The organism is Streptomyces sp. NPDC046197, from assembly GCF_040646295.1.
GTDB lineage: Bacteria > Actinomycetota > Actinomycetes > Streptomycetales > Streptomycetaceae > Streptomyces.
Genome location: NZ_JBEYZY010000042.1, coordinates 37,254 through 55,377, shown reverse-complemented (window position 1 = coordinate 55,377; position 18,124 = coordinate 37,254). Strand labels below are relative to the sequence as shown.

Genomic DNA, 18,124 nt, shown 5'->3' with positions numbered 1-18,124 from the left:
GTCCTCGTACTGGACGTACTTGGGCTTTCGGCCGGTGCGGCGAGAGTGCGTGCCGGGCGTCGCGACGGGGCGAACGTTGCCTGCCGGGGCACTAGTTGCCGGCGACGTCCATGCCGCCGTCGACGGTGAGGATCTGGCCGGTGACCAGGGAGGCGGCGGGTTCCGCGAGCCGGGTCACCCAGGCGGCGATCTCCTCGGCCTCGGCGACCCGGCCGAGCGGGATGGAGTGGACCACGCCCGCGAACAGCCCCTCGACCTGCTCCTCGGACAGGCCGTTGGCGGCGTACGCATCGGTGCGGACGAAGCCGGGCGCGACCGCGTTGACGCGGATGCGGCGCGGGGCCAGCTCGGCCGCCCAGCTCCGGGTGAAGCTGTGCACGGCGGCCTTGCTCGCGCAGTACAGCGAGCTCTCCGGGCCCGGGTTGTGGCCGCCGCGGCTGGAGACGAGGACGACGGCGCCGCCCGGGGAGCGCAGCAGCGGCAGCAGCCGGCGGGTCAGCAGGACGGGGCCGAGTACGTTGGTCTCGAGTACCTCGCGGGCCGTCGCCACGTCGAGTCCGGCCAGCGGGGTGAAGCGGAAGACTCCGGCGTTGTGCACCAGGACGTCCAGCGTGCCGCCGCGCTCGGCCACCGCCTCGGCCACGGTGTCCGCGCCGGTCTCGGTGGTCACGTCGGCGGTCACGGGGACGATCGCCGGGTGCAGTCCGGCGACCTCCGCCAGCCGCTCCTTGCGGCGTCCGGTGATGACGACGGCGGCCGCCCCGAGGGCGGCGAAGGCCAGGGCGGAGGCCCGCCCTATGCCGGTACCTCCTCCGGTGACGACGACGGTGCGCTCGGCAAATGGCTTGTCCGACATGGCAGTTCCCTCTCTGGGCCGGTGGCCGGCCGACGGACGGATCCGGCCATGGCCAGTACACCGGGTCCGGCTGGGGCGCCGGTCGAGTGGACGGCGAGCGTCCGCGGATCCCCAGGGACTGCCTGACGATTCGCGTCGGGTCAGGCCGCGGCGGGGCCGAAGCGCACGCCGGCCGGAGTGCGGTCGGCCGCCGCGAAGGCGAGCAGCCGCATGCCCTCCTCGGTCAGTTCGCGTCGCCGCGCCCGGTCCACCGGGGAGAACGGCTCCAGGACGAGGTGGGCCGCGTCGGCCTCCCGTTCGATGCGCCACAGCCCACGGACGAAACCGTCCACCAGGAACGTCGACCTGACCAGTCCGTTGCGGGTGAGGACGCGGGCGCGCTGTTCGACGGTCAGGATCCGCGAGCGGTCGGCGTGCGAAAGCAGGATGTTGTCGAACTCCGGCAGGAAGCGCACGGGCGCCGGGGTGCCCGGGTCGGGACGCGGCGCGTCCGGCAGGTCGTACAGGACGGCACCGTTCTCGTCGCGGAAGGTGCGCAGCCGCGGGCCGAGCCGTCGTACCACCGCGGCCAGGCCGGTCATGCCGGACCAGGTCTGGACGTCCTTGACGGTCGCCGGACCGAATGCGGCGAGATGGCGCAGGACCATGTGGTCCGGGGTGTCGTCGGCCTCCAGCGGGTGGTTCAGCCACGCTTCGGCGGTGGTGTGCACGGCCTGGCCGCCCCGGCCCCACAGGCCGCGCGGCGGGGTCTGCACCAGCGGCACGAGCGCTCGTACGGCATTGGCGAGGGCGAACGCGTCCCGGTCGGGCCAGTGTTCGGCGAGCTGGGTACCGAGTCGGCCCAGGGTGAGCGGTTCCTTCTCCACCAGCGCCCGGCCGCGCGCCGCCACCTCGGCGAGGTCGAGGCCGGCCACCTTGCGCCCGAAGGTGCTGGTCAGGGAGCGTGCCAGGGAGCCGTGCAGCACCGGCCGCAGCCGCAGGCAGTCCCGGGCGGTGACCAGGTGCAGCGTCGAGCGCATCAGCACCAGCCGTACCGCCGCCCGGCTCTCCAGCAGCTCGGACAGCTCCTCGGGCCGAAAGGCCGCCAGCCGGGTCCACAACCCGGTGTAGGGCGGCTCGGGCGCCTGGGCCTGCATGCCGACCAGGTGCTCCAGGGCGTCGGCCGCGCCCATCGGCGAGCGCTCCAGCAGCAGTTGGCGGGCCAGCAGGGCCCGGTTGAGCGCCACTCGGTCCAGCACACCGTCCGTGTCGTGTGCGGTCATGGCCCTCGCCTCCTCGGGACGTACACGGGGCGGCCCGTCCCGGACCGTCCGGGACAGGCCGCCCGCCTCAGTGGTTCGTGGTTCAGCTCAGCCTTACCAGGACGGTGCCGCTGTACCGGCGTTCCAGCAGCGCGATGAACGCCTCCGGGAGCGCGGCCACCCCGCCCTCGACGACCGTGTGCGGGAAGACGATGCTCCCCTCCCGCAGCCACGCGCCGAAGCGGGTGTTCCAGTTCTCGATCTGGTCGGGCGTGTGCAGGGTGGCGAAGCCGCGCAGGGTCAGGTCCTTGCTGATGACCTGCATCAGCGGCAGCCGGGGGGCGCCGCCGTCGCCGGAGCCGTGCTGGCCGGCCAGCGCACCGCAGAGCGCGAACCGCGCACCGCGGGAGGCCACCTGGACGGCCGCCTCGAACTGTTCACCGCCGACGTTGTCGAAGACGACGTCGAGGCCGTCGGGGGCCAGCTCGGCGAGCTGTTGGGCCACCGGCCCGTCGTGGTAGTCGAAGGCGGCGTCGAAGCCCAGCTCGTCGACCAGGAAGCCGGTCTTCTCCTTGGAGCCGGTGCTGCCGATGACCCGCTTGGCGCCCCGCAGTCTGGCGATCTGCCCGGCCAGCGCGCCGACGCCGTTGGTGGCTCCGGAGACGAACACGACGTCGCCCTCGCCCACCTCGGCCGTGTCCACCATGCCGTGCCAGGCCGTCGGTCCCTGGGACAGGAAGTACTCGGGGCCGGGCAGCAGCGCGCGGTCCCGGGGGAAGAACTCGTGGGCGGTGCCGACGGCGTACTGCCGCCACCCGGAGAAGTGCTCCACCAGGTCACCGACCGCCAGCTGGGGGCTGCGCGAGGCGACGACCGTGCCGACCGTGCGTCCCCACATGGCGACTCCCGGCTGGAACACCGGGATCGGCAGCTTGGTGCCGGGGTTCATCTGGTCCCGGGCCACCGAGCCCAGGGTCATCCAGTCGTTGCGTACGACGACCTGGCCCTCGCCCGGCTCGGGCAGTTCCGACTCGCCGAGTTCGAAATGATCGAGGGTCACCTCGCCCTCGGGATAGGAGGCCAGCCGGACTTCGCGGCTGGTCGCCGGCAGCTGATCGGCGGTCATGCGGTGCTCCTTGTCAGACGGACGGGCAGGGCGAGCAGGTTGTGGTTGACGTCACCGGCCCGCCACCGCAGGTCCTCCTCGGGGACGGCGAGGGCCGCGTCGGGGAATCGGCGGGTCAGCTCGGCGAGGGCCACGGACAGCTCCAGCCGGGCCAGGGGCGCGCCCAGGCAGCGGTGGATGCCGTGGCCGAAGGCCAGGTGGGGGTTGCCGGCACGGTGGAAGTCGGTCCGGTCGGCGTGCGGGAAGACGTCCTCGTCCCGGTTGGCGGAGGCGAAGGCGAGGAAGACCGCGTCCCCGGCCGGGATGACGACGCCGCCCACGGTGACGTCCTCGGTGGCGATGCGCGGCAGGCCGGAGGTGTCGTTGCCGTTGAGGTTCACCGTGCGCAGCAGTTCCTCGACCACGGCCGGGATGTCCCCGGGGTGTTCCCCCAGACGGCGCCAGACGTCGCGGTGTCCGGCGAGCAGGGTGGCCACCACGTTGCCGAGCTGTCCGGCGGAGGAGTCGAAACCGGCGCCGAGGAGGGTGAAGCCGAGCCCGACCAGTTCGTCGAAGCCGAGGCGGTCCTCGCCGATCCGTGCCGCGGCCAGCGCCGACAGCACGTCGTCGGCGCCACGGCGGCCTTGGGCGGAGGTGGGTTCGCCGTCTTCGGCCACGCCGCCCCGGCGCTCCCCCACCAGTCGCGCGATGTACGCGCCGAGCCTCTCCCCGCCCTCCGCGGCCCGTTCCGGCGGGCCCGACACGTCGGCGAACTGCCGTACCCAGACGTGGAACTGTTCCCGGTCCGCCTCCGGCACCCCCAGCAGCTCGCAGATCACGGTCATGGCGAGCGGTGCCGCGAAGCCGGCCACCAGATCGACCGGGCCCTGCCCGGCCTGCTTCTCCAGCGCGTCCAGCAGCCCTGCGGCCAGCTCCCGCACCCGTGGCCGCATCGCGGCGATCCGGGCGGCGGAGAAGGCCTGTTCGGCGAGGGCGCGCAGCCGGGTGTGGTCCGGCGGGTCCAGCGAGATGATCATTCCGGGCGGGGCCTGGAACAGTCCGCTGAACCGGGGCGCCCCGGGTGCGTAGGCCGCGGCCCGGCTGAAGCGCGGGTCGTCGAGCACGGCCCGGACGTCGCGGTGCCGGGTGACCAGCCAGGCGTGGCCGCCGCCGGCCCACTGGACGCGGACCACCGGGCGCTCGGCCCGCAGTCGTGCGAACAGCGGGGCGGGGCCGCGGTGGCTCGACCCGGGGAACGGGAAGGGGGGCAGGTCCTCGACCGGGCCCGGCGTGGGGTGCGTCATGGCGTGTCCTCCCGGTCGGCGGTCAGCGCAGCGTGCGGAAGAAGGACCGCAGTTCGCCGACGAGCAGTTCGGGCTGTTCCAGGGCGGGGAAGTGGCCGCCCCTGTCGTGGTCGGTCCACCGGCGCAGGTCGGTGAACCGGTGCTCGCACCAGGCGCGCGGCATCCGGGCGTCCTTGGGGAAGACGGAGCAGGCCGTCGGTACCGCCACCGGGTCGAGGGCCATCCGGTTGTGGCTCTCCCAGTAGATGCGCGCGGAGGACGCACCGGTACCGGCCAGCCAGGCCAGGGTCACCACGTCGAGCAGCCGGTCGCGCGGGATCACCTTTTCCAGGTCGCCGTCGTGGTCGCTCCAGGCCCAGTACTTCTCGGCGATCCAGGCGAGCTGGCCGACGGGCGAGTCGGTGAGGGCGTAACCCAGTGTCTGCGGGCGGGTGGCCTGGACGGCGGAGTAGCCGCCCTCGTTCTGCTGGAACTCCTTCAGCGCCGCGAGTCCGGCCAGGTCGCGGGCGTCGAGTTCGACCTGCTCCTGCGGGGGTTTGGCGAACGGCATGGCCAGGTGGACGCCGAGCAGGTGGGGGGCGTCCAGGGTGCCGAGCGCGCCGGTGAGGAAGGAGCCCCAGTCGACCCCGTGGGCGGCGTAGCGCTCGTACCCCAGGCGGGCCATGAGCTTTGCCCAGGCCGCGGCGGTGCGCTCCACGGTCCAGCCGGTGGTGGCCGGCTTGTCGCTGAGGGCGTAGCCGGGCAGCGAGGGAGCCACCACGTGGAAGGCGTCGGCCGGGTCGTGAGGGTTCGTCAGCGGTTCGATCAGGTCGAGGAACTCCACGACGGAGCCGGGCCAGCCGTGGCTGAGCAGCAGCGGCACGGCCTGCGGGTGCGGGGAGCGCACATGCAGGAAGTGGACACGGAGTCCGTCGATCCGTGTGCGGTACTGCGGCAGCGCGTTGAGCCGGGCCTCGGTGGCACGCCAGTCGTAGGTGGTCCGCCAGTGGCCGGCCAGGTCACGCAGATACGTGAGGGGCACGCCCTGCGACCAGTCGTCGACCGTCTCCGCCTCCGGCCACCGGGTACGCGCCAGCCGGTCACGAAGGTCGGTGAGGGCCGACTCGGGAAACTCGACGCGGAAGGGCGTGAGTGCCGTGTCCATGCGGGGTTCCTCTCGGGCTGCCGAAGGCTGGGTGCGCCCAGGAACGCTACGGACCGCCCCTTGAGCCGGAGTCGACCGGCGCACCCGTCTCCCGAAGAGCGGACGCAGCGCCAACGCGGTTTCTCACAGCGGTCGTTGAGCACCGGTCCGGGATCGCCGCGCCCTCGGACGGCCGGTCGGGCCGACGGAGCACCGGACCGGGACCGGCGCGTCCCCACCGGCGCCCCGGCACGCCCCTCCCAGCGCCCCAGCACGCCCCTCCCGGCGGCGCGGCGTGCCCCCGGCGACCCAGCATCCGGTCCCGCCGGCCCGGCGCGCCCCGGCGACCCAGCACGCCCCTTCCCAGCGGCCCGGCGTGCCCTCCCGGCGGCCCGGCGCGCCCCCGGCACCCAACACGCCCCCTCCCAGTGGGCGGCGTGCCCCCGGGCGGCCCAGCACGCCCCTCCCGCCGGCCCGGCGCACCCCCGGCAGCCCAGCACGCCCTCCCGGAGGGCGGCGTGCCCCCGGGCGGCCCGGCACGCCCCTGGCGGCCCAGCACGCCCCTCCCGCCGGCCCGGCGCACCCCCGGCAGCCCAGCACGCCCCCTCCCAGCGGGCGGCGTGCCCCCGGGCGGCCCAGCACGCCCCTGGCGGCCCAGCACGCCCCTCCCGCCGGCCCGGCGCACCCCCGGCACCCAACACGCCCCCTCCCAGCGGGCGGCGTGCCCTCCCGGCGGCCCGGCGCACCCCCGGCGGCCCACCCCCCGGGCGACCGGGCGGGCAGGACGACCGGGCGCCGCACCGGAACGCGACGCGGCCATGGCGCCGACTGCCCCCGTCCCGTAATCGCCGACTCGCGCGCAAGCGCCTGCCCACCGCGGCGCGAGTGGCCCGCCAGCCGGGTGCGAGCGGCCGGACGGAGCGTGCGGGGCCGGTTCGTCGGTGACGAGGAGGACAGGGATGAGCACAGACCCCGCGACGGGACCGCTGCACGGCCTGCGCGTTGTGGAGCTCGCGGCGATCGGGCCCGCCCCCTTCGCCTGCATGGTCCTCGCCGACCTGGGCGCGGACGTGCTGCGCGTGGAGCGCGCCGACGGCCGCCGCCCCTTCGCCGACTGGCACCGGGTCCTGGACCGGGGCCGCCGCGTGACCGCCCTGGACCTGAAGGACCCGGCGGGCGTGGCGGAGCTGCTGCGCCTGGCCGAGGGCGCCGACGTCCTGGTCGAGGGCTTCCGTCCCGGAGTCGCCGAGCGGCTCGGCATCGGCCCCGACGTGTGCCTGGAGCGCAACCCGCGGCTGGTGTACGCCCGGATGACCGGCTGGGGACAGGAGGGACCGCTGGCCCACACCCCCGGCCACGACATCAACTACCTGGCGCTGACCGGTGCCCTGCACGCCATCGGTGAGGGCGGCGGTCCGCCGGTCCCCCCGGTCAACCTCCTCGGCGACTTCGGCGGTGGTGGCATGTTCCTGGTCGCCGGCGTGCTCGCGGCGCTGTACGAGCGGCAGGGCTCCGGCCGCGGTCAGGTCGTCGACGCCGCGATCGTCGACGGCACCGGCGCCCTGCTCGGCATGCTGGTCGGCATGGCGGCCGCGGGCCGCTGGCGCCACGAGCGCGGGGCGAACCTGCTGGACGGCGGGGCCCCGTTCTACACCTGCTACGCCTGCGAGGACGGCCGGTACGTGGCGGTGGGTGCTCTGGAGGACCGCTTCTACGCGGCCCTGCTGGCCGGCCTGGAACTGGACGCCCGGCGGCTGCCGGACCGCGGCGACCCGGCCAACTGGCCCGCGCTGCGCCGCAGTTTCGCCGACCGGTTCCTCGGCCGGGACCGCGACGCCTGGGCCCGTCACTTCGCGCACACGGAGGCGTGCGTGACCCCGGTCCTCACGGTCGACGAGGCCGCCGGCCACCCCCACCACCGGGCCCGCGGCAGCGGCCCGGCCACGTCCGCACCCCGCTTCAGCCGCACTCCAGTGGCGCTCCACCGGCCGCCGTCATGCTGCTGAACCGATGCTTCCGCGGCCTTCGGCCGCCGAGAGACCGGTTCCCGAACGCCGGACACCCCCCGAGTATCAGAGAGGTACATCATGGCTATTGAGTCCCAGCAGGCTCCGTCCGTCGAGACGGAGGTGGGAAATTACGCGCACGGTGCGGACGCGGCGGCCGAGGGGGCGAACCTCGACCCCAAGCGCTGGGCGGCGCTGCTGGTGCTGCTCGTCTCCGCGTTCATGGATCTGCTGGACGGGACGATCGCCAACGTGGCGGCGCCCTCGATGCAGCGCGAGCTGGGCGCCGGGTACTCGGCCATCCAGTGGGTGCTGGTGGGCTATCAGCTCGCCTTCGCCCTGATGCTGATCCTCGGCGGGCGTCTGGGTGACATCTACGGTCGCAAGAAGATGTTCCTGCTCGGCGTCGCCGGCTTCACCCTGGCCTCGCTCGCGGCCGGTGTGTCGCAGGAGCCGTGGCAGCTGGTGGCGGCCCGCGTCGTCCAGGGGGCCTTCTCCGGTGTGATGGTCCCGCAGGTGCTGTCCATCATCCATGTGACGTTCTCCGACAAGGAGCGGGGCACCGCCTTCGCGCTGCACGGCCTGGTCGGCGGACTCGCGGCCACGCTGGGTCTGGCCCTCGGCGGCCTGATGGTCGAGTGGAACCTCTTCGGCCTGGACTGGCGGCTGATCTTCCTGGTCAACGTGCCGGTCGGCCTGCTCGGTCTGGCCTACGGGTCCAAGGTCATCAGCGAGTCGAAGGCGCCGCACGCGCTGCGGCTGGACACGCTCGGCGTGGTGCTGGCCACCGCCGGCATGGTCATGCTGGTCTACCCGCTGCTCCAGGGCCGCGAACTGGGCTGGCCGGTCTGGGGCTATGTCTCCATGATCGCCGCGGCGCCGGTGCTGGCCGTCTTCGTGCTGTGGCAGAGGGCCAAGGCCCGCAAGGACGGCTCGCCGCTGGTGGAGCTGAGCCTCTTCCGCATCCGCAGCTTCTCCTCCGGCCTCGCCGTCAACATGATCTTCTACACCGGCATGGGCATGTTCACCATCGGGTGGACCCTGTACATGCAGATCGGCCAGGGCTGGTCGCCGATGCGCGCCGGTCTGACCAGCCTCCCGTTCTGCGTCGGTGCCTTCCTCACCGCCACCTCCTCGGTGATGATCCTGGTGCCCAAGTTCGGCCGCAAGGCCATGCAGGTCGGTGCCGTCGTCCTGGTCGTCGGCCTGGCCACGTACATCTGGGTGGCCGGCGCGAAGGGCAGCGAGGTGACCTCCTGGCACATCGCGGCGCCGCTGTTCCTGGTGGGTCTGGGCTTCGGCACGGTGGCCACACCGCTGCCGCTGATCGTGACCTCCGAGGTCCCGCACAAGGACGCCGGTTCCGCCTCCGGTCTGGTCAACACCAACACCCAGCTGGGCTTCGCCATCGGCGGTGCCCTGGTCAGCGTGGTCTTCTTCGGCGGCCTGGTGGGCAATACCGGGTCCAGCGTGGACGACCACATGGCGAACCTGCGCAAGGACCTGGTCGTCACCGCTCAGCTCACCCCCGGTGAGGCGCGGACCACGGCCGAGGCCTACCGGACCTGCGCCACGGACCGGGCCGGTCAGAAGGACCTGCAGGTGACCCCGGCCAGCTGCACCGCGGCGCCGCTGCGGGACGCCAGGGTCGCCCCGGTCCTGTCCAAGTACCAGGGCGAGGTGCGCGGCGACTCCTTCGCCGCCAGCTTCCAGACCCTGATGTCGGTGTTCATCGGCATCACGGCGGTGGTCTTCGCCCTGATGTTCGCCATCCCGCGCAGGCTGCGGAGCGAGGACCAGGGACAGGCCGAGGGCACTTCGGCAGAGGTGTCCTGACCTCTCGCAGCACCGCCCGCTCATGGCGCGGCGGGACCCGGACGGCCGTGCGCCGTCCGGTCCCGCCGCGCCGTCGTGCGCCCGCGCGCCGGTCCAGCGCCGTTCGAGGGGTTCTCCGGCCCTCCGCCGGACCGTGGACGAAGCAGCCGGAACGGACGTCCGAAAACCACCGGCACACATCGGGACAAGGGAGGGGCGATGGCTGAGCGGAGCTTCCAGCTCTACGACACGACCCTGCGCGACGGCACCCAGCAGGAGGGCCTGGTGCTGACGGTCGAGGACAAGCTCGCCGTCGCACGCCGGCTCGACGCGCTCGGCATCCACTTCATCGAGGGCGGCTGGCCGGGGGCGATACCGAAGGACACCGAGTTCTTCCACCGGGCGCGGACCGAACTCCAGCTGCGCAGCGCCCAGTTGGCGGCCTTCGGCGCGACCCGCAGGCCGGGCGTCTCGGTCGCCGTCGACCCACAGGTCAGGGCCCTGCTGGCGGCCGAGACGCCCGTGGTGACCCTGGTGGCCAAGAGCCACACCGGGCACGTCGGCCATGCCCTGCGCACCACGCTCGCCGAGAACCTGGCCATGATCGGCAGCACCGTGCGGCACCTGGTGCACGCCGGGCGCCGCGTGTTCCTCGACGCCGAGCACTACTTCGACGGGTACCGGCTCAACCGCGAGTACGCCCTCGCCGTCGTCCACACCGCCGTCGAGGCCGGCGCCGAGACCGTGGTCCTGTGCGACACCAACGGCGGCTCACTGCCCAACGAGGTGGGGGCCGTGGTCGCCGACACCATCGCCATGACCGGGGCGCCCGTCGGCATCCACTGCCACGACGACACCGGTTGCGCGGTCGCCAACACCATGGCGGCGATCGACGCCGGCGCCGTCCACGCCCAGGGCACCGCCCACGGCTACGGCGAACGCTGCGGCAACGCCAACCTGTTCACCGTCATCGCCAACCTCCTGCTCAAGCGCGGCAAGAAGGTCCTGCCGCTGGACCGGCTGCCCGAACTCACCAGGACGGGTCTGGCGATCACCGAGATCACCGGGGTGCGCGCCGACCCCTCGGCCCCGTACACCGGCGCCTCCGCCTTCACCCACAAGGCGGGGCTGCACGCCTCCGCGCTGCGCGTCGACCCCGACCTGTACCAGCACACCGACCCGGCCCTGGTCGGCAACGTGATGCGCACCCTGGTGTCCGACATGGGCGGCCGCTCCTCCGTCGAGCTCAAGGCGCGCGAGCTGGGCTACCAGGTCGCCGCGGGCTCCGACGTCGTGGCGCGGGCCGCCGCCCGCGTCAAGGACCTGGAAAACCGGGGCTACAGCTTCGAGTCGGCCGACGCCTCCTTCGAGCTGCTGCTGCGCGAGGAGCTCGCCGGCAGTCCGCCGCCCCCGCCGTTCGAGGTCGAGTCCTGGTCGATCGGGGTATCCAGCCGGCCCGACGGGCAGGTCCGCACCGAGGCCTGCGTACGGCTGCGGGTCGAGGGGGAACCCGTCACCGCGGACGGTCACGGCAACGGCCCCGTCAACGCCCTCGACACCGCTCTGCACCGCGCCCTGGACCCGTACTTCCCCGCGCTGGCCGGACTGGAACTGGTGGACTACCGGGTCCGCGTCCTCAGCGGGCAGACCGGCAGCGGCGCGGCCACCCGGGTCCTGATCTCCTACCGGGACGGCGAGCGGCGCTGGGGCACCGTCGGCGTCGACCAGAACACCGTCGCGGCCAGCTGGGCCGCGCTGCTCGACGCCGTCCACTACGTCCTGCTCGACCGGTCCCGCAGCGCCCCCGGTTCGCCGCCCCTGGCCGTCGCCGCCTCCGGCTGAGCCGGCGGTTCCCGCAGTACCCCGGCTCACCGCCACCGGCCCTCGCCGCCACCGGCCGAGCCCCGACCTCCTGGAGCACCTGTGCGTGTGGAAGACGTCTTCATACGGGGGACCTCCGTACGGCTGCCCTCCGTGCTCAATGTCGCCGACGCGGTCGCCACGGGCGCCTGCCCGCCCCGTGTCGCGTCCGCCACCGGCATGGTGTCGGTGGCGTACTCACCCGAGGAATCCGCCGCCGAGATGGCCGCGGCCGCCGCGCGCACCGCGCTGGGCCGGGCGGGCAGCGACGGCGGCGACATCGACCTGCTGCTGCACGCCGACACGTACCACCAGGGCCAGGACCTGTGGCCGGTGGCCTCGTACGTCCAGCGCGAGGCGCTCGGCAACAGCTGCCAGGCCGTGGAGATCCGGCAGATGTCGAACGGCGGCCTGGCCGCCCTCGACCTCGCCACCGCCTACCTCACGTCCGGGCACGGCCGCGCCGACGCCCTGCTGACCACCGCCGACCGCTTCTGCGAGCCCGGCATCGACCGCTGGCGCACCGATCCGGGCACCCCCTACGCGGACGGCGCCACCGCACTCGTACTGTCCCGGCGGGGCGGCTTCGCGCGGCTCAGGTCGCTCGCCCTGTTCGCCGACCCGGAGCTGGAGCCGATGCACCGCGGCGACGAGCCGTTCGGCCCCGCGCCGTTCAGTCACCGCGTGCCCGTCGACTTCGAGGAGGCCAAGCGGGCGTTCATCGGCCGGGTCGGCATGTCCTACGCCATCACCCGGGCCCACCACGGCCAGCAGACGGTCGTCAAGCAGGCCTGCAGCGACGCCGGTCTGGAACTGGCCGAGGCCGACTGGGTGCTGCTCCCCCACTTCGGGCGGCGGCGACTGAAGTCCATCTACTACGAGCCGTTCGGCATCGACCCGGCCCGCACCAGCTGGGAGTTCAGTCGCGCCGTCGGACACCTCGGGGCCGGCGACCAGTTCGCCGGACTCGACCATCTGCTCGTCTCGGGGAAGGCGGGCCCCGGGGACCGCGTCGTGCTCGTCAGCGTCGGCGCCGGCTACAGCTGGGGCTGCGCCGTGGTGGAGATCCTCCGTCCCCCGCGCTGGGAGCAGCAGGACGCCGGAGCCTGAATCCGGCGGCTCGCGTTCCCGTCCCGGCTTTCCGGAGCCCGGATCCACCACTTCTCCACCCTCGCTCGACCATCCGTATGTCAGTCTGCTGGCACGCCGTACGCACGGCTGTCGAAGGGAAGGTTGCCGTGGCGCCGACCGCTACGTCCGAGACCTCTGCTCCCCACGTCACGGAGCACTCCATCACCGTCGCGGCCCCGGCCGCCACCGTCTACGCCCTGGTCGCCGACGTCTCCGCGTGGCCGCAGGTGTTCGGGCCCACCGTGCACGTCGAGGTGCTCCAGGACGCCCCCGCCGAGGGGGGCGAGCAGACCCTGCGCATCTGGGCCGTCGCCGACGAACGCGTACGCACCTGGACCTCCCGCCGCGTCCTGGACCCGGCCTCCCGCACCATCACCTTCCGCCAGCTCGTCCCCGCCGCGCCGGTCGCGGCCATGGGCGGCGCGTGGCGCGTCGAGGAACTGGAGGACGGCAGGACCCGCGTGGTGCTGCTGCACGACTACCGCGCCGTGGGTGACGACCCGGCCGCCGAGGAGCAGATAGAGCGGGCCGTCGACGGCAACAGCCGCGCGGAGCTCGCCGCGCTGAAGAACGCGGCCGAACTGGGCGAGGCGCGCGAGGAGTTGCATTTCACGTTCAGTGACTCGGAGACCGTCGTCGGCGCCGCCGGGGACGTCTACGCCTTCCTGGACCGCGCCGACCTGTGGCCCGAGCGGCTGCCCCACGTGGCCCGCCTGGAGCTCACGGAGGACGAGCCGGGCATCCAGCACATGGACATGGACACCCGCAGCCCCGACGGCTCCACCCACAACACCACCTCGGTCCGGGTGTGCTTCGAGGACCGCCACATGATCGTCTACAAGCAGCTGCGGGTGCCGGTGGCGATGAGCGGGCACAGCGGGCGCTGGGTCATCGAGTCCCTGGGCGACGGCACGGTCCGGGCCACCTCCTGGCACACCGTCACGCTCGACCCGGAGGGGGTGCGCAGCGCGCTCGGCCCCGAGGCCACGCTCGCCGAAGCGCGGGCACTGGTCCGCAAGGCGCTGGGCACCAACAGCTCCACCACGCTGCGCCATGCCAAACAGTTCGCGGAGGAAGCGCGTGTCGGATCGTAGCCCGGACGAGCCGGTGGTCGTCGTCAACTACTTCACGGTCAAGGGCGACCTTCCGGCCTTCCAACGGCTGTTCCAGGAGTACTCGCAGTTCATGCGCCACCGCGAGGACTTCGACTTCCTGGTCACCGTCAGCCTCCTGGACCGGCCGCACGTCTACGCCCACCTCGGCCACTGGCGCACCCGGCGCGGCTTCCTCGACACCGTCCACGACCCGGACTTCCAGGCCCGGATCAAACGGTTGGCGCCCCTGGTGGAGACCGAGGCCGACCAGGCGGTCAGCGTGGCCCGGGTGCTCAGGGAGAACGCCGACGTCGGGGCCGGGAACGTGGTGCTCACCCGGGCCGCGGTGCACGGCGACCCCGCCGCCTTCGAGAAGCACTTCGCCGCGGTCAACGACCACTTCGGCGAACTGGGCCACTTCGGCGGCAGCGACCTGCTGCGCTCGACGCTGCGCCCCGGGGAGTACACCGGGGTGCAGTGGTGGCGCAACGCCGGGGACTGCGAGCGGGCCCTGGACAGTCAGACGTACCTGAGGCTGCGCGCCGCGCTCGCCGAGGAGGCCGAGGTGGCCGTCGTCCGCACCCGTCACGTGGCGTACGAGCGGGTGATCGGCTGAGGGCGCCGTCGGCGCCTCGGCACCGGTGGCGCGAGAGCCGGGGACCAGCGGTCCTCGGCTCTCCCGCGTTCCGTGCGCGAGGCCGCTTCGAGCAGCCCGGAGCAGGCTGTCCCCATGGCCGACACGACACACATCACCGTGGTCCGCGGGCAGCCCGACGAGACCGAACTCGCGGCCGTCACCGCCGTACTGCTCGCCCTCGCCCGGCGCCGGGACGCGCCGGACGAGGACGAGCGGACCGCCTTCGCGGGATGGACCGTCAAGGGCGGCGGCTACCACACCCCGGTGGCCTGGTCGGGTCCGTGATCAGGGACCACGCCACGAACGGGGCGGGAACGGGGCTGCTCCACGAGAGTGCGCCGCCCGCCCTCCGGCAGGACAAGCCGCGGCCGAGCCGCAGAGACGGCCGCACGACATGTGAGGGGGAGGAGCGATGACCGGTCACCGGACCTTCACCGAACTCATCCAGGAACAGGCCGCGAGGACACCCGACCGGGAGGCGCTGATCCTGCTCGGGGAACGTTCCGGAGCCCTGTGGCCCAGGACGGTCTCCTACGCGGAACTCGACCGGGCCGCCCGGGTCCTGGCCGGCCGGCTGCTGCGGCACACGGGCCCCGGGGAGCGGGCGCTCGTGGTGCACCGCGGGCGGGCGGCGTTCGCCACCAGCTTCCTCGCCTGCCTGTACGCGGGTGTGGTCGCCGTACCGGTGGCTCCGCCCGGGGGCCGCGCGCACCACGACGAGCGCATCGCCGGGATCGTCAAGGACGCCGCGGTCTCCTGCGCGCTGACCTCGACCGGTGAGGCCGCCGAGGTGTCCCAGCTGCTCGCCCGTACCGGTCATGGGCACGTCACCTGCGTGCTCACCGACGCCCCGGTCCCGGCCGAGCTCCGCCCGGACTCGGAGTCCACCGGTGCCGCGCCGGCATCCGGCTCCGGCGCTGCCCGGCGCACCGCGGGCGCCTTCCCGGCCGGCCGGTCCGGTGCGCCCGGGTCCACCCCCGCCCCCGAGGCGGCCGCGTTCCTGCAGTACACCTCCGGCTCCACCCGCGAGCCCCGCGGGGTGGTCGTCAGCCACGGCAGCCTGCTGGCCAATCTGCGGGCCATCGGCGACGCACTCGGCACCCGGCCGGGCATCCGCCTCGGCGGCTGGCTGCCCTTCCACCACGACATGGGCCTCGTCGGCCAGTTGCTGCTCCCCCTGTGGCTGGGCGGCACGGCCGTCCTGCTCTCCCCGGCCGCCTTCGTCAAGCGGCCCGCGCACTGGCTGGAGACCATCTCCCGCTACCGGCTCGCCGTCAGCGGCGCCCCCGACTTCGCGTACGAGCTGTGCGTGCGGCGGATCAACGACTCCCAGCTGGCCGGACTCGACCTGTCCCACTGGCGGGTGGCCGTCAGCGGCGGCGAGCCGGTGAACCCGGACACCCTGCGGGCCTTCGCCGAGCGCTTCGCCCCGGCCGGGCTGCGGCCCGAGGCGCTCGTCTGCTGCTACGGCCTGGCCGAGGCCACCCTCCTGGTGTCCGGCTCCGCCACCGCTCCGGCCCTGAGCGGCAGCGGTGCGGGCCAGGCGCACTGCGGCCCGGCGGCCTCCTGCGACATCCGCATCGTCGACCCCGAGACCTGCGAGGAGCTGCCGGAGGGACGCACCGGTGAGATCTGGGTGCGCGGCCCGGGCGTCGCGGCCGGTTACTGGGCTCGTCCCGCCGAGACCGCAGCCGCCTTCGACGGCCACCTCGCCTCGGGCCGCGGCGGCCATCTGCGCACCGGTGACCTCGGCACCCTGCAGGGCGGCCTGCTGCGGGTGACCGGACGCATCAAGGACGTGATCGTGGTCGCGGGTCGCAATCTCTACCCGCAGGACCTGGAGCGCACGGTGCAGCGGGTCACCGGCCTGTTCGGCGCCGGGACCGCCTTCGCCGTACCCGGGGAGCGCGAACGCATCGTGGTGGTCCAGGAGTTGCGGGCCCGCAGCCACTACGACATCGACCTCGGCGCCCTGGCCTCGGCCGTCCAGCAGCGGCTGCGCGAGGAGCACGAGGTGACGGCCGGGGCCGTGCTGCTGGTGCGGCCCGGAACGGTCCGCAGGACAACCAGTGGCAAGGTCGAACGCGCCGCCATGCGGAGGCTGTTCCTGCGCGGCGAGGTGCGCGCGCTGCACCAGAGGGTCGAACCCGAGATCGAGCGCCTGGTGACCCCGGGGAGGCGGCGGTGAGCCGCGCCCAGGACCGTATCGACGCCTTGGAGCGCGCCTTCGGCCCGCTCGACGATCCGGCCAATCCGCTGGGCGGCGCGGCCCTGCTCGCCGCCGACGCGGCGGGCGAGGTGCTGCCCGGAGCCGAACGCGTCCTCGACGAGTGGGGACTGAACGCCGAGTTCGTACCCGTCTCCCTGGGCGGCCGGCTGGAGCGCATGGACGTGCTCGGCCGGGTGCTGCGCCCCGTCTTCCGCCGCGATGCCTCGCTCGGCTTCGGCTACGGGCTCAACTGCTTCTTCGCGGCCACCCCGGTGTGGACCGCGGGCAGTCCCGGGCAGCAGCGGCTGGCCGCCCGGACCCTGCTGGAGGGCCGCCGGATGGCCGTCGCCCGCCACGAGGTCGCGCACGGCAACGACTTCGTCAGCGACGAGTTCACCGTCCGCCCCGAGGGCGACGGACTGCTGCTGGACGGCAGCAAGTCGGCGATCGCCAACGCCTCCCGCGCCGACGGCCTGGTCGTCTTCGCCCGTGCCGCGGGTGTCGACCCCAGCCTCAGCAGCAGCCGTACCGTACTGCTGCTGCACCGCCCCGACCTGCCCCCCGGCACCGTCGAGGACCTGGGCCGGCGGGCCACCACCGGGATGCGCAGCACCGAGTTCGGCGGGCTGCGGATCACCAAGTGCCCGGTGCCGCACGGGGCGGTGCTCGGCGCCCCGGGCGACGGCTACGAACTGTCGCTGCGCTCCTCGCTGGTGATCCGGGGGCTGATCCCGTCCATCGTGCTGGCGGGCGCCGACACCGCGCTGCGCACGGTCGCCCGGTTCGCCGCCCGGCGCCGCGCCGACGGGCGTTCCTCCCTGGACGTCCAGCACGTGCGCGACGTCCTCACCGGCGCCTTCCTGGATCTGCTGCTCACCGACTGCCTGGCCCTGGTGGCCACCCGCGCGCTGCACCTGCTGCCCGGCCAGATGAGCGCCTACGCGGCCGCCGCCGCCTATCTGACGCCCAAGCTGGTCTCCGAGTCCATGGACGAGATGTCCGCCGTACTCGGCGAGGAGACCTTCGCCGAGGACGGCATGTACGGGATGTTCCAGAAGCAGCTGCGCGATCTGCCGGTCACCTCCCTCGGGCACGCCGGCAGCGCGGGCCGGCAGGTCAGCCTGCTGCCGCAGCTGCCGTACTTCGCCCGGTACGCCTGGTTCGCCGACCCGGAGGCACCGGCCGAGCTGTTCCGGCCGCACGAGGACCTGCCGCCGCTGGACCTGTCGAAGCCCACCCTGCTGGGCGACGCCGACCCGCTCGCCGCCACCCTGGTGGCCTCGACGGATCTGCTGGAGGAGGACGAACTTCCGGCGGGCTCAGGGGAGTCCGGGACCACGCTGCGCTTCCTCGCCCGCCGTCTCACCAGCGAGCTGAACGACCTGCGCAGGGCGTTCTCGGAGATCTGCCCCACGGACCGGCAGGCCCTGGCCAGCCCGCACAGTTTCGGCCTCGCCGACCGGTACACGCTGGTGATCGCGGCCGCCGCGGGACTGGGGGTGTGGCGCGCGCAGCGGTCCGCCGGCGCGGCCGCCGACCCCTTCCTCGCCGACGCCGCCTGGCCCACGGCCGCCCTGTACCGGCTGTGCCGGCGGCTGGGTCTGCCGCTTCCGGACCGGCCCGCCGCCGCCGAGCAGCGCGTGCTGCGGGAGGTCCTGTCACGGCTGCACGGTCGACGCAGCTACGACCTGTACGACTCCACGCTTGCCTGACTGCCGGAGGGGGCGCCCTCCACGACCGACC

At 73.8% G+C, this 18,124-nt stretch carries 14 protein-coding genes; 9 read left to right on the top strand and 5 right to left on the bottom strand.

Going from position 1 to position 18,124, the window contains the following annotated elements:
• Positions 1-91: 91 nt before the first annotated feature.
• The 5 genes from AB0A61_RS35585 to AB0A61_RS35565 form a co-directional block, all read right to left on the bottom strand.
• Complete coding sequence (locus tag AB0A61_RS35585) at positions 92-856, bottom strand: SDR family oxidoreductase (protein ID WP_361301970.1); 765 nt, start codon at positions 854-856, stop codon at positions 92-94.
• A 140-nt stretch (positions 857-996) separates the two neighbouring features.
• The gene (locus AB0A61_RS35580; protein ID WP_361301967.1) at positions 997-2,118 is read right to left on the bottom strand and encodes a winged helix DNA-binding domain-containing protein; all 1,122 of its coding nucleotides are present in this window, start codon (positions 2,116-2,118) and stop codon (positions 997-999) included.
• Positions 2,119-2,200: 82 nt separating this feature from the next.
• Positions 2,201-3,223 (bottom strand): NADP-dependent oxidoreductase, encoded by a 1,023-nt coding sequence (locus AB0A61_RS35575; RefSeq protein ID WP_361301964.1) that lies wholly within the window; start codon positions 3,221-3,223, stop codon positions 2,201-2,203.
• The gene (locus tag AB0A61_RS35570; RefSeq protein ID WP_361301961.1) at positions 3,220-4,506 is read right to left on the bottom strand and encodes a cytochrome P450; all 1,287 of its coding nucleotides are present in this window, start codon (positions 4,504-4,506) and stop codon (positions 3,220-3,222) included. The genes AB0A61_RS35575 and AB0A61_RS35570 overlap by 4 nt, the downstream gene beginning before the upstream one ends.
• Before the next feature lie 22 nt (positions 4,507-4,528).
• A complete protein-coding gene (locus AB0A61_RS35565; RefSeq protein ID WP_361301958.1) occupies positions 4,529-5,650 on the bottom strand; it encodes an epoxide hydrolase family protein in 1,122 nt (373 codons plus the stop codon).
• Between the two features lie 938 nt (positions 5,651-6,588).
• On the opposite strand from AB0A61_RS35565, the gene AB0A61_RS35560 reads away from it, so the two are divergent.
• The 9 genes from AB0A61_RS35560 to AB0A61_RS35520 all read left to right on the top strand — a co-directional run bounded on the left by AB0A61_RS35560 (position 6,589) and on the right by AB0A61_RS35520 (position 18,093).
• Positions 6,589-7,635: a CaiB/BaiF CoA-transferase family protein gene (locus tag AB0A61_RS35560; RefSeq protein ID WP_361301955.1), complete on the top strand. Its 1,047-nt coding sequence runs from the start codon at positions 6,589-6,591 to the stop codon at positions 7,633-7,635.
• Between the two features lie 81 nt (positions 7,636-7,716).
• Positions 7,717-9,471, top strand: a complete 1,755-nt coding sequence (locus AB0A61_RS35555; protein WP_361301952.1) for an MFS transporter — start codon at positions 7,717-7,719, stop codon at positions 9,469-9,471.
• A 198-nt stretch (positions 9,472-9,669) separates the two neighbouring features.
• Positions 9,670-11,292 (top strand): citramalate synthase, encoded by a 1,623-nt coding sequence (gene cimA, locus AB0A61_RS35550; RefSeq protein WP_361301949.1) that lies wholly within the window; start codon positions 9,670-9,672, stop codon positions 11,290-11,292.
• A gap of 87 nt (positions 11,293-11,379) precedes the next feature.
• Entirely contained in the window at positions 11,380-12,420 is a 1,041-nt protein-coding gene (locus AB0A61_RS35545) for a ketoacyl-ACP synthase III family protein (RefSeq protein ID WP_361301946.1), read from the top strand.
• 128 nt (positions 12,421-12,548) lie between these two features.
• Entirely contained in the window at positions 12,549-13,535 is a 987-nt protein-coding gene (locus tag AB0A61_RS35540) for an aromatase/cyclase (RefSeq protein ID WP_361301943.1), read from the top strand.
• Entirely contained in the window at positions 13,522-14,151 is a 630-nt protein-coding gene (locus AB0A61_RS35535) for a hypothetical protein (RefSeq protein WP_361301941.1), read from the top strand. The genes AB0A61_RS35540 and AB0A61_RS35535 overlap by 14 nt, the downstream gene beginning before the upstream one ends.
• A 114-nt stretch (positions 14,152-14,265) precedes the next feature.
• Complete coding sequence (locus tag AB0A61_RS35530; RefSeq protein ID WP_361301940.1) at positions 14,266-14,457, top strand: acyl-CoA carboxylase subunit epsilon; 192 nt, start codon at positions 14,266-14,268, stop codon at positions 14,455-14,457.
• A 127-nt stretch (positions 14,458-14,584) separates the two neighbouring features.
• Complete coding sequence (locus tag AB0A61_RS35525; RefSeq protein ID WP_361301937.1) at positions 14,585-16,360, top strand: fatty acyl-AMP ligase; 1,776 nt, start codon at positions 14,585-14,587, stop codon at positions 16,358-16,360.
• The gene (locus AB0A61_RS35520; protein WP_361301935.1) at positions 16,357-18,093 is read left to right on the top strand and encodes an acyl-CoA dehydrogenase family protein; all 1,737 of its coding nucleotides are present in this window, start codon (positions 16,357-16,359) and stop codon (positions 18,091-18,093) included. The genes AB0A61_RS35525 and AB0A61_RS35520 overlap by 4 nt, the downstream gene beginning before the upstream one ends.
• Positions 18,094-18,124: the final 31 nt, after the last annotated feature.

Excerpts from the sequence above, each read along its gene's own strand:
- AB0A61_RS35580 (WP_361301967.1), bottom strand. The coding sequence starts at position 2,118 with ATGACCGCACACGACACGGACGGTGTGCTGGACCGAGTGGCGCTCAAC.
- AB0A61_RS35585 (WP_361301970.1), bottom strand. The coding sequence starts at position 856 with ATGTCGGACAAGCCATTTGCCGAGCGCACCGTCGTCGTCACCGGAGGA.
- AB0A61_RS35530 (WP_361301940.1), top strand. The coding sequence starts at position 14,266 with ATGGCCGACACGACACACATCACCGTGGTCCGCGGGCAGCCCGACGAG.
- AB0A61_RS35560 (WP_361301955.1), top strand. The coding sequence starts at position 6,589 with ATGAGCACAGACCCCGCGACGGGACCGCTGCACGGCCTGCGCGTTGTG.
- AB0A61_RS35555 (WP_361301952.1), top strand. The coding sequence starts at position 7,717 with ATGGCTATTGAGTCCCAGCAGGCTCCGTCCGTCGAGACGGAGGTGGGA.
- AB0A61_RS35565 (WP_361301958.1), bottom strand. The coding sequence starts at position 5,650 with ATGGACACGGCACTCACGCCCTTCCGCGTCGAGTTTCCCGAGTCGGCC.
- AB0A61_RS35575 (WP_361301964.1), bottom strand. The coding sequence starts at position 3,223 with ATGACCGCCGATCAGCTGCCGGCGACCAGCCGCGAAGTCCGGCTGGCC.
- cimA (WP_361301949.1), top strand. The coding sequence starts at position 9,670 with ATGGCTGAGCGGAGCTTCCAGCTCTACGACACGACCCTGCGCGACGGC.
- AB0A61_RS35570 (WP_361301961.1), bottom strand. The coding sequence starts at position 4,506 with ATGACGCACCCCACGCCGGGCCCGGTCGAGGACCTGCCCCCCTTCCCG.
- AB0A61_RS35525 (WP_361301937.1), top strand. The coding sequence starts at position 14,585 with ATGACCGGTCACCGGACCTTCACCGAACTCATCCAGGAACAGGCCGCG.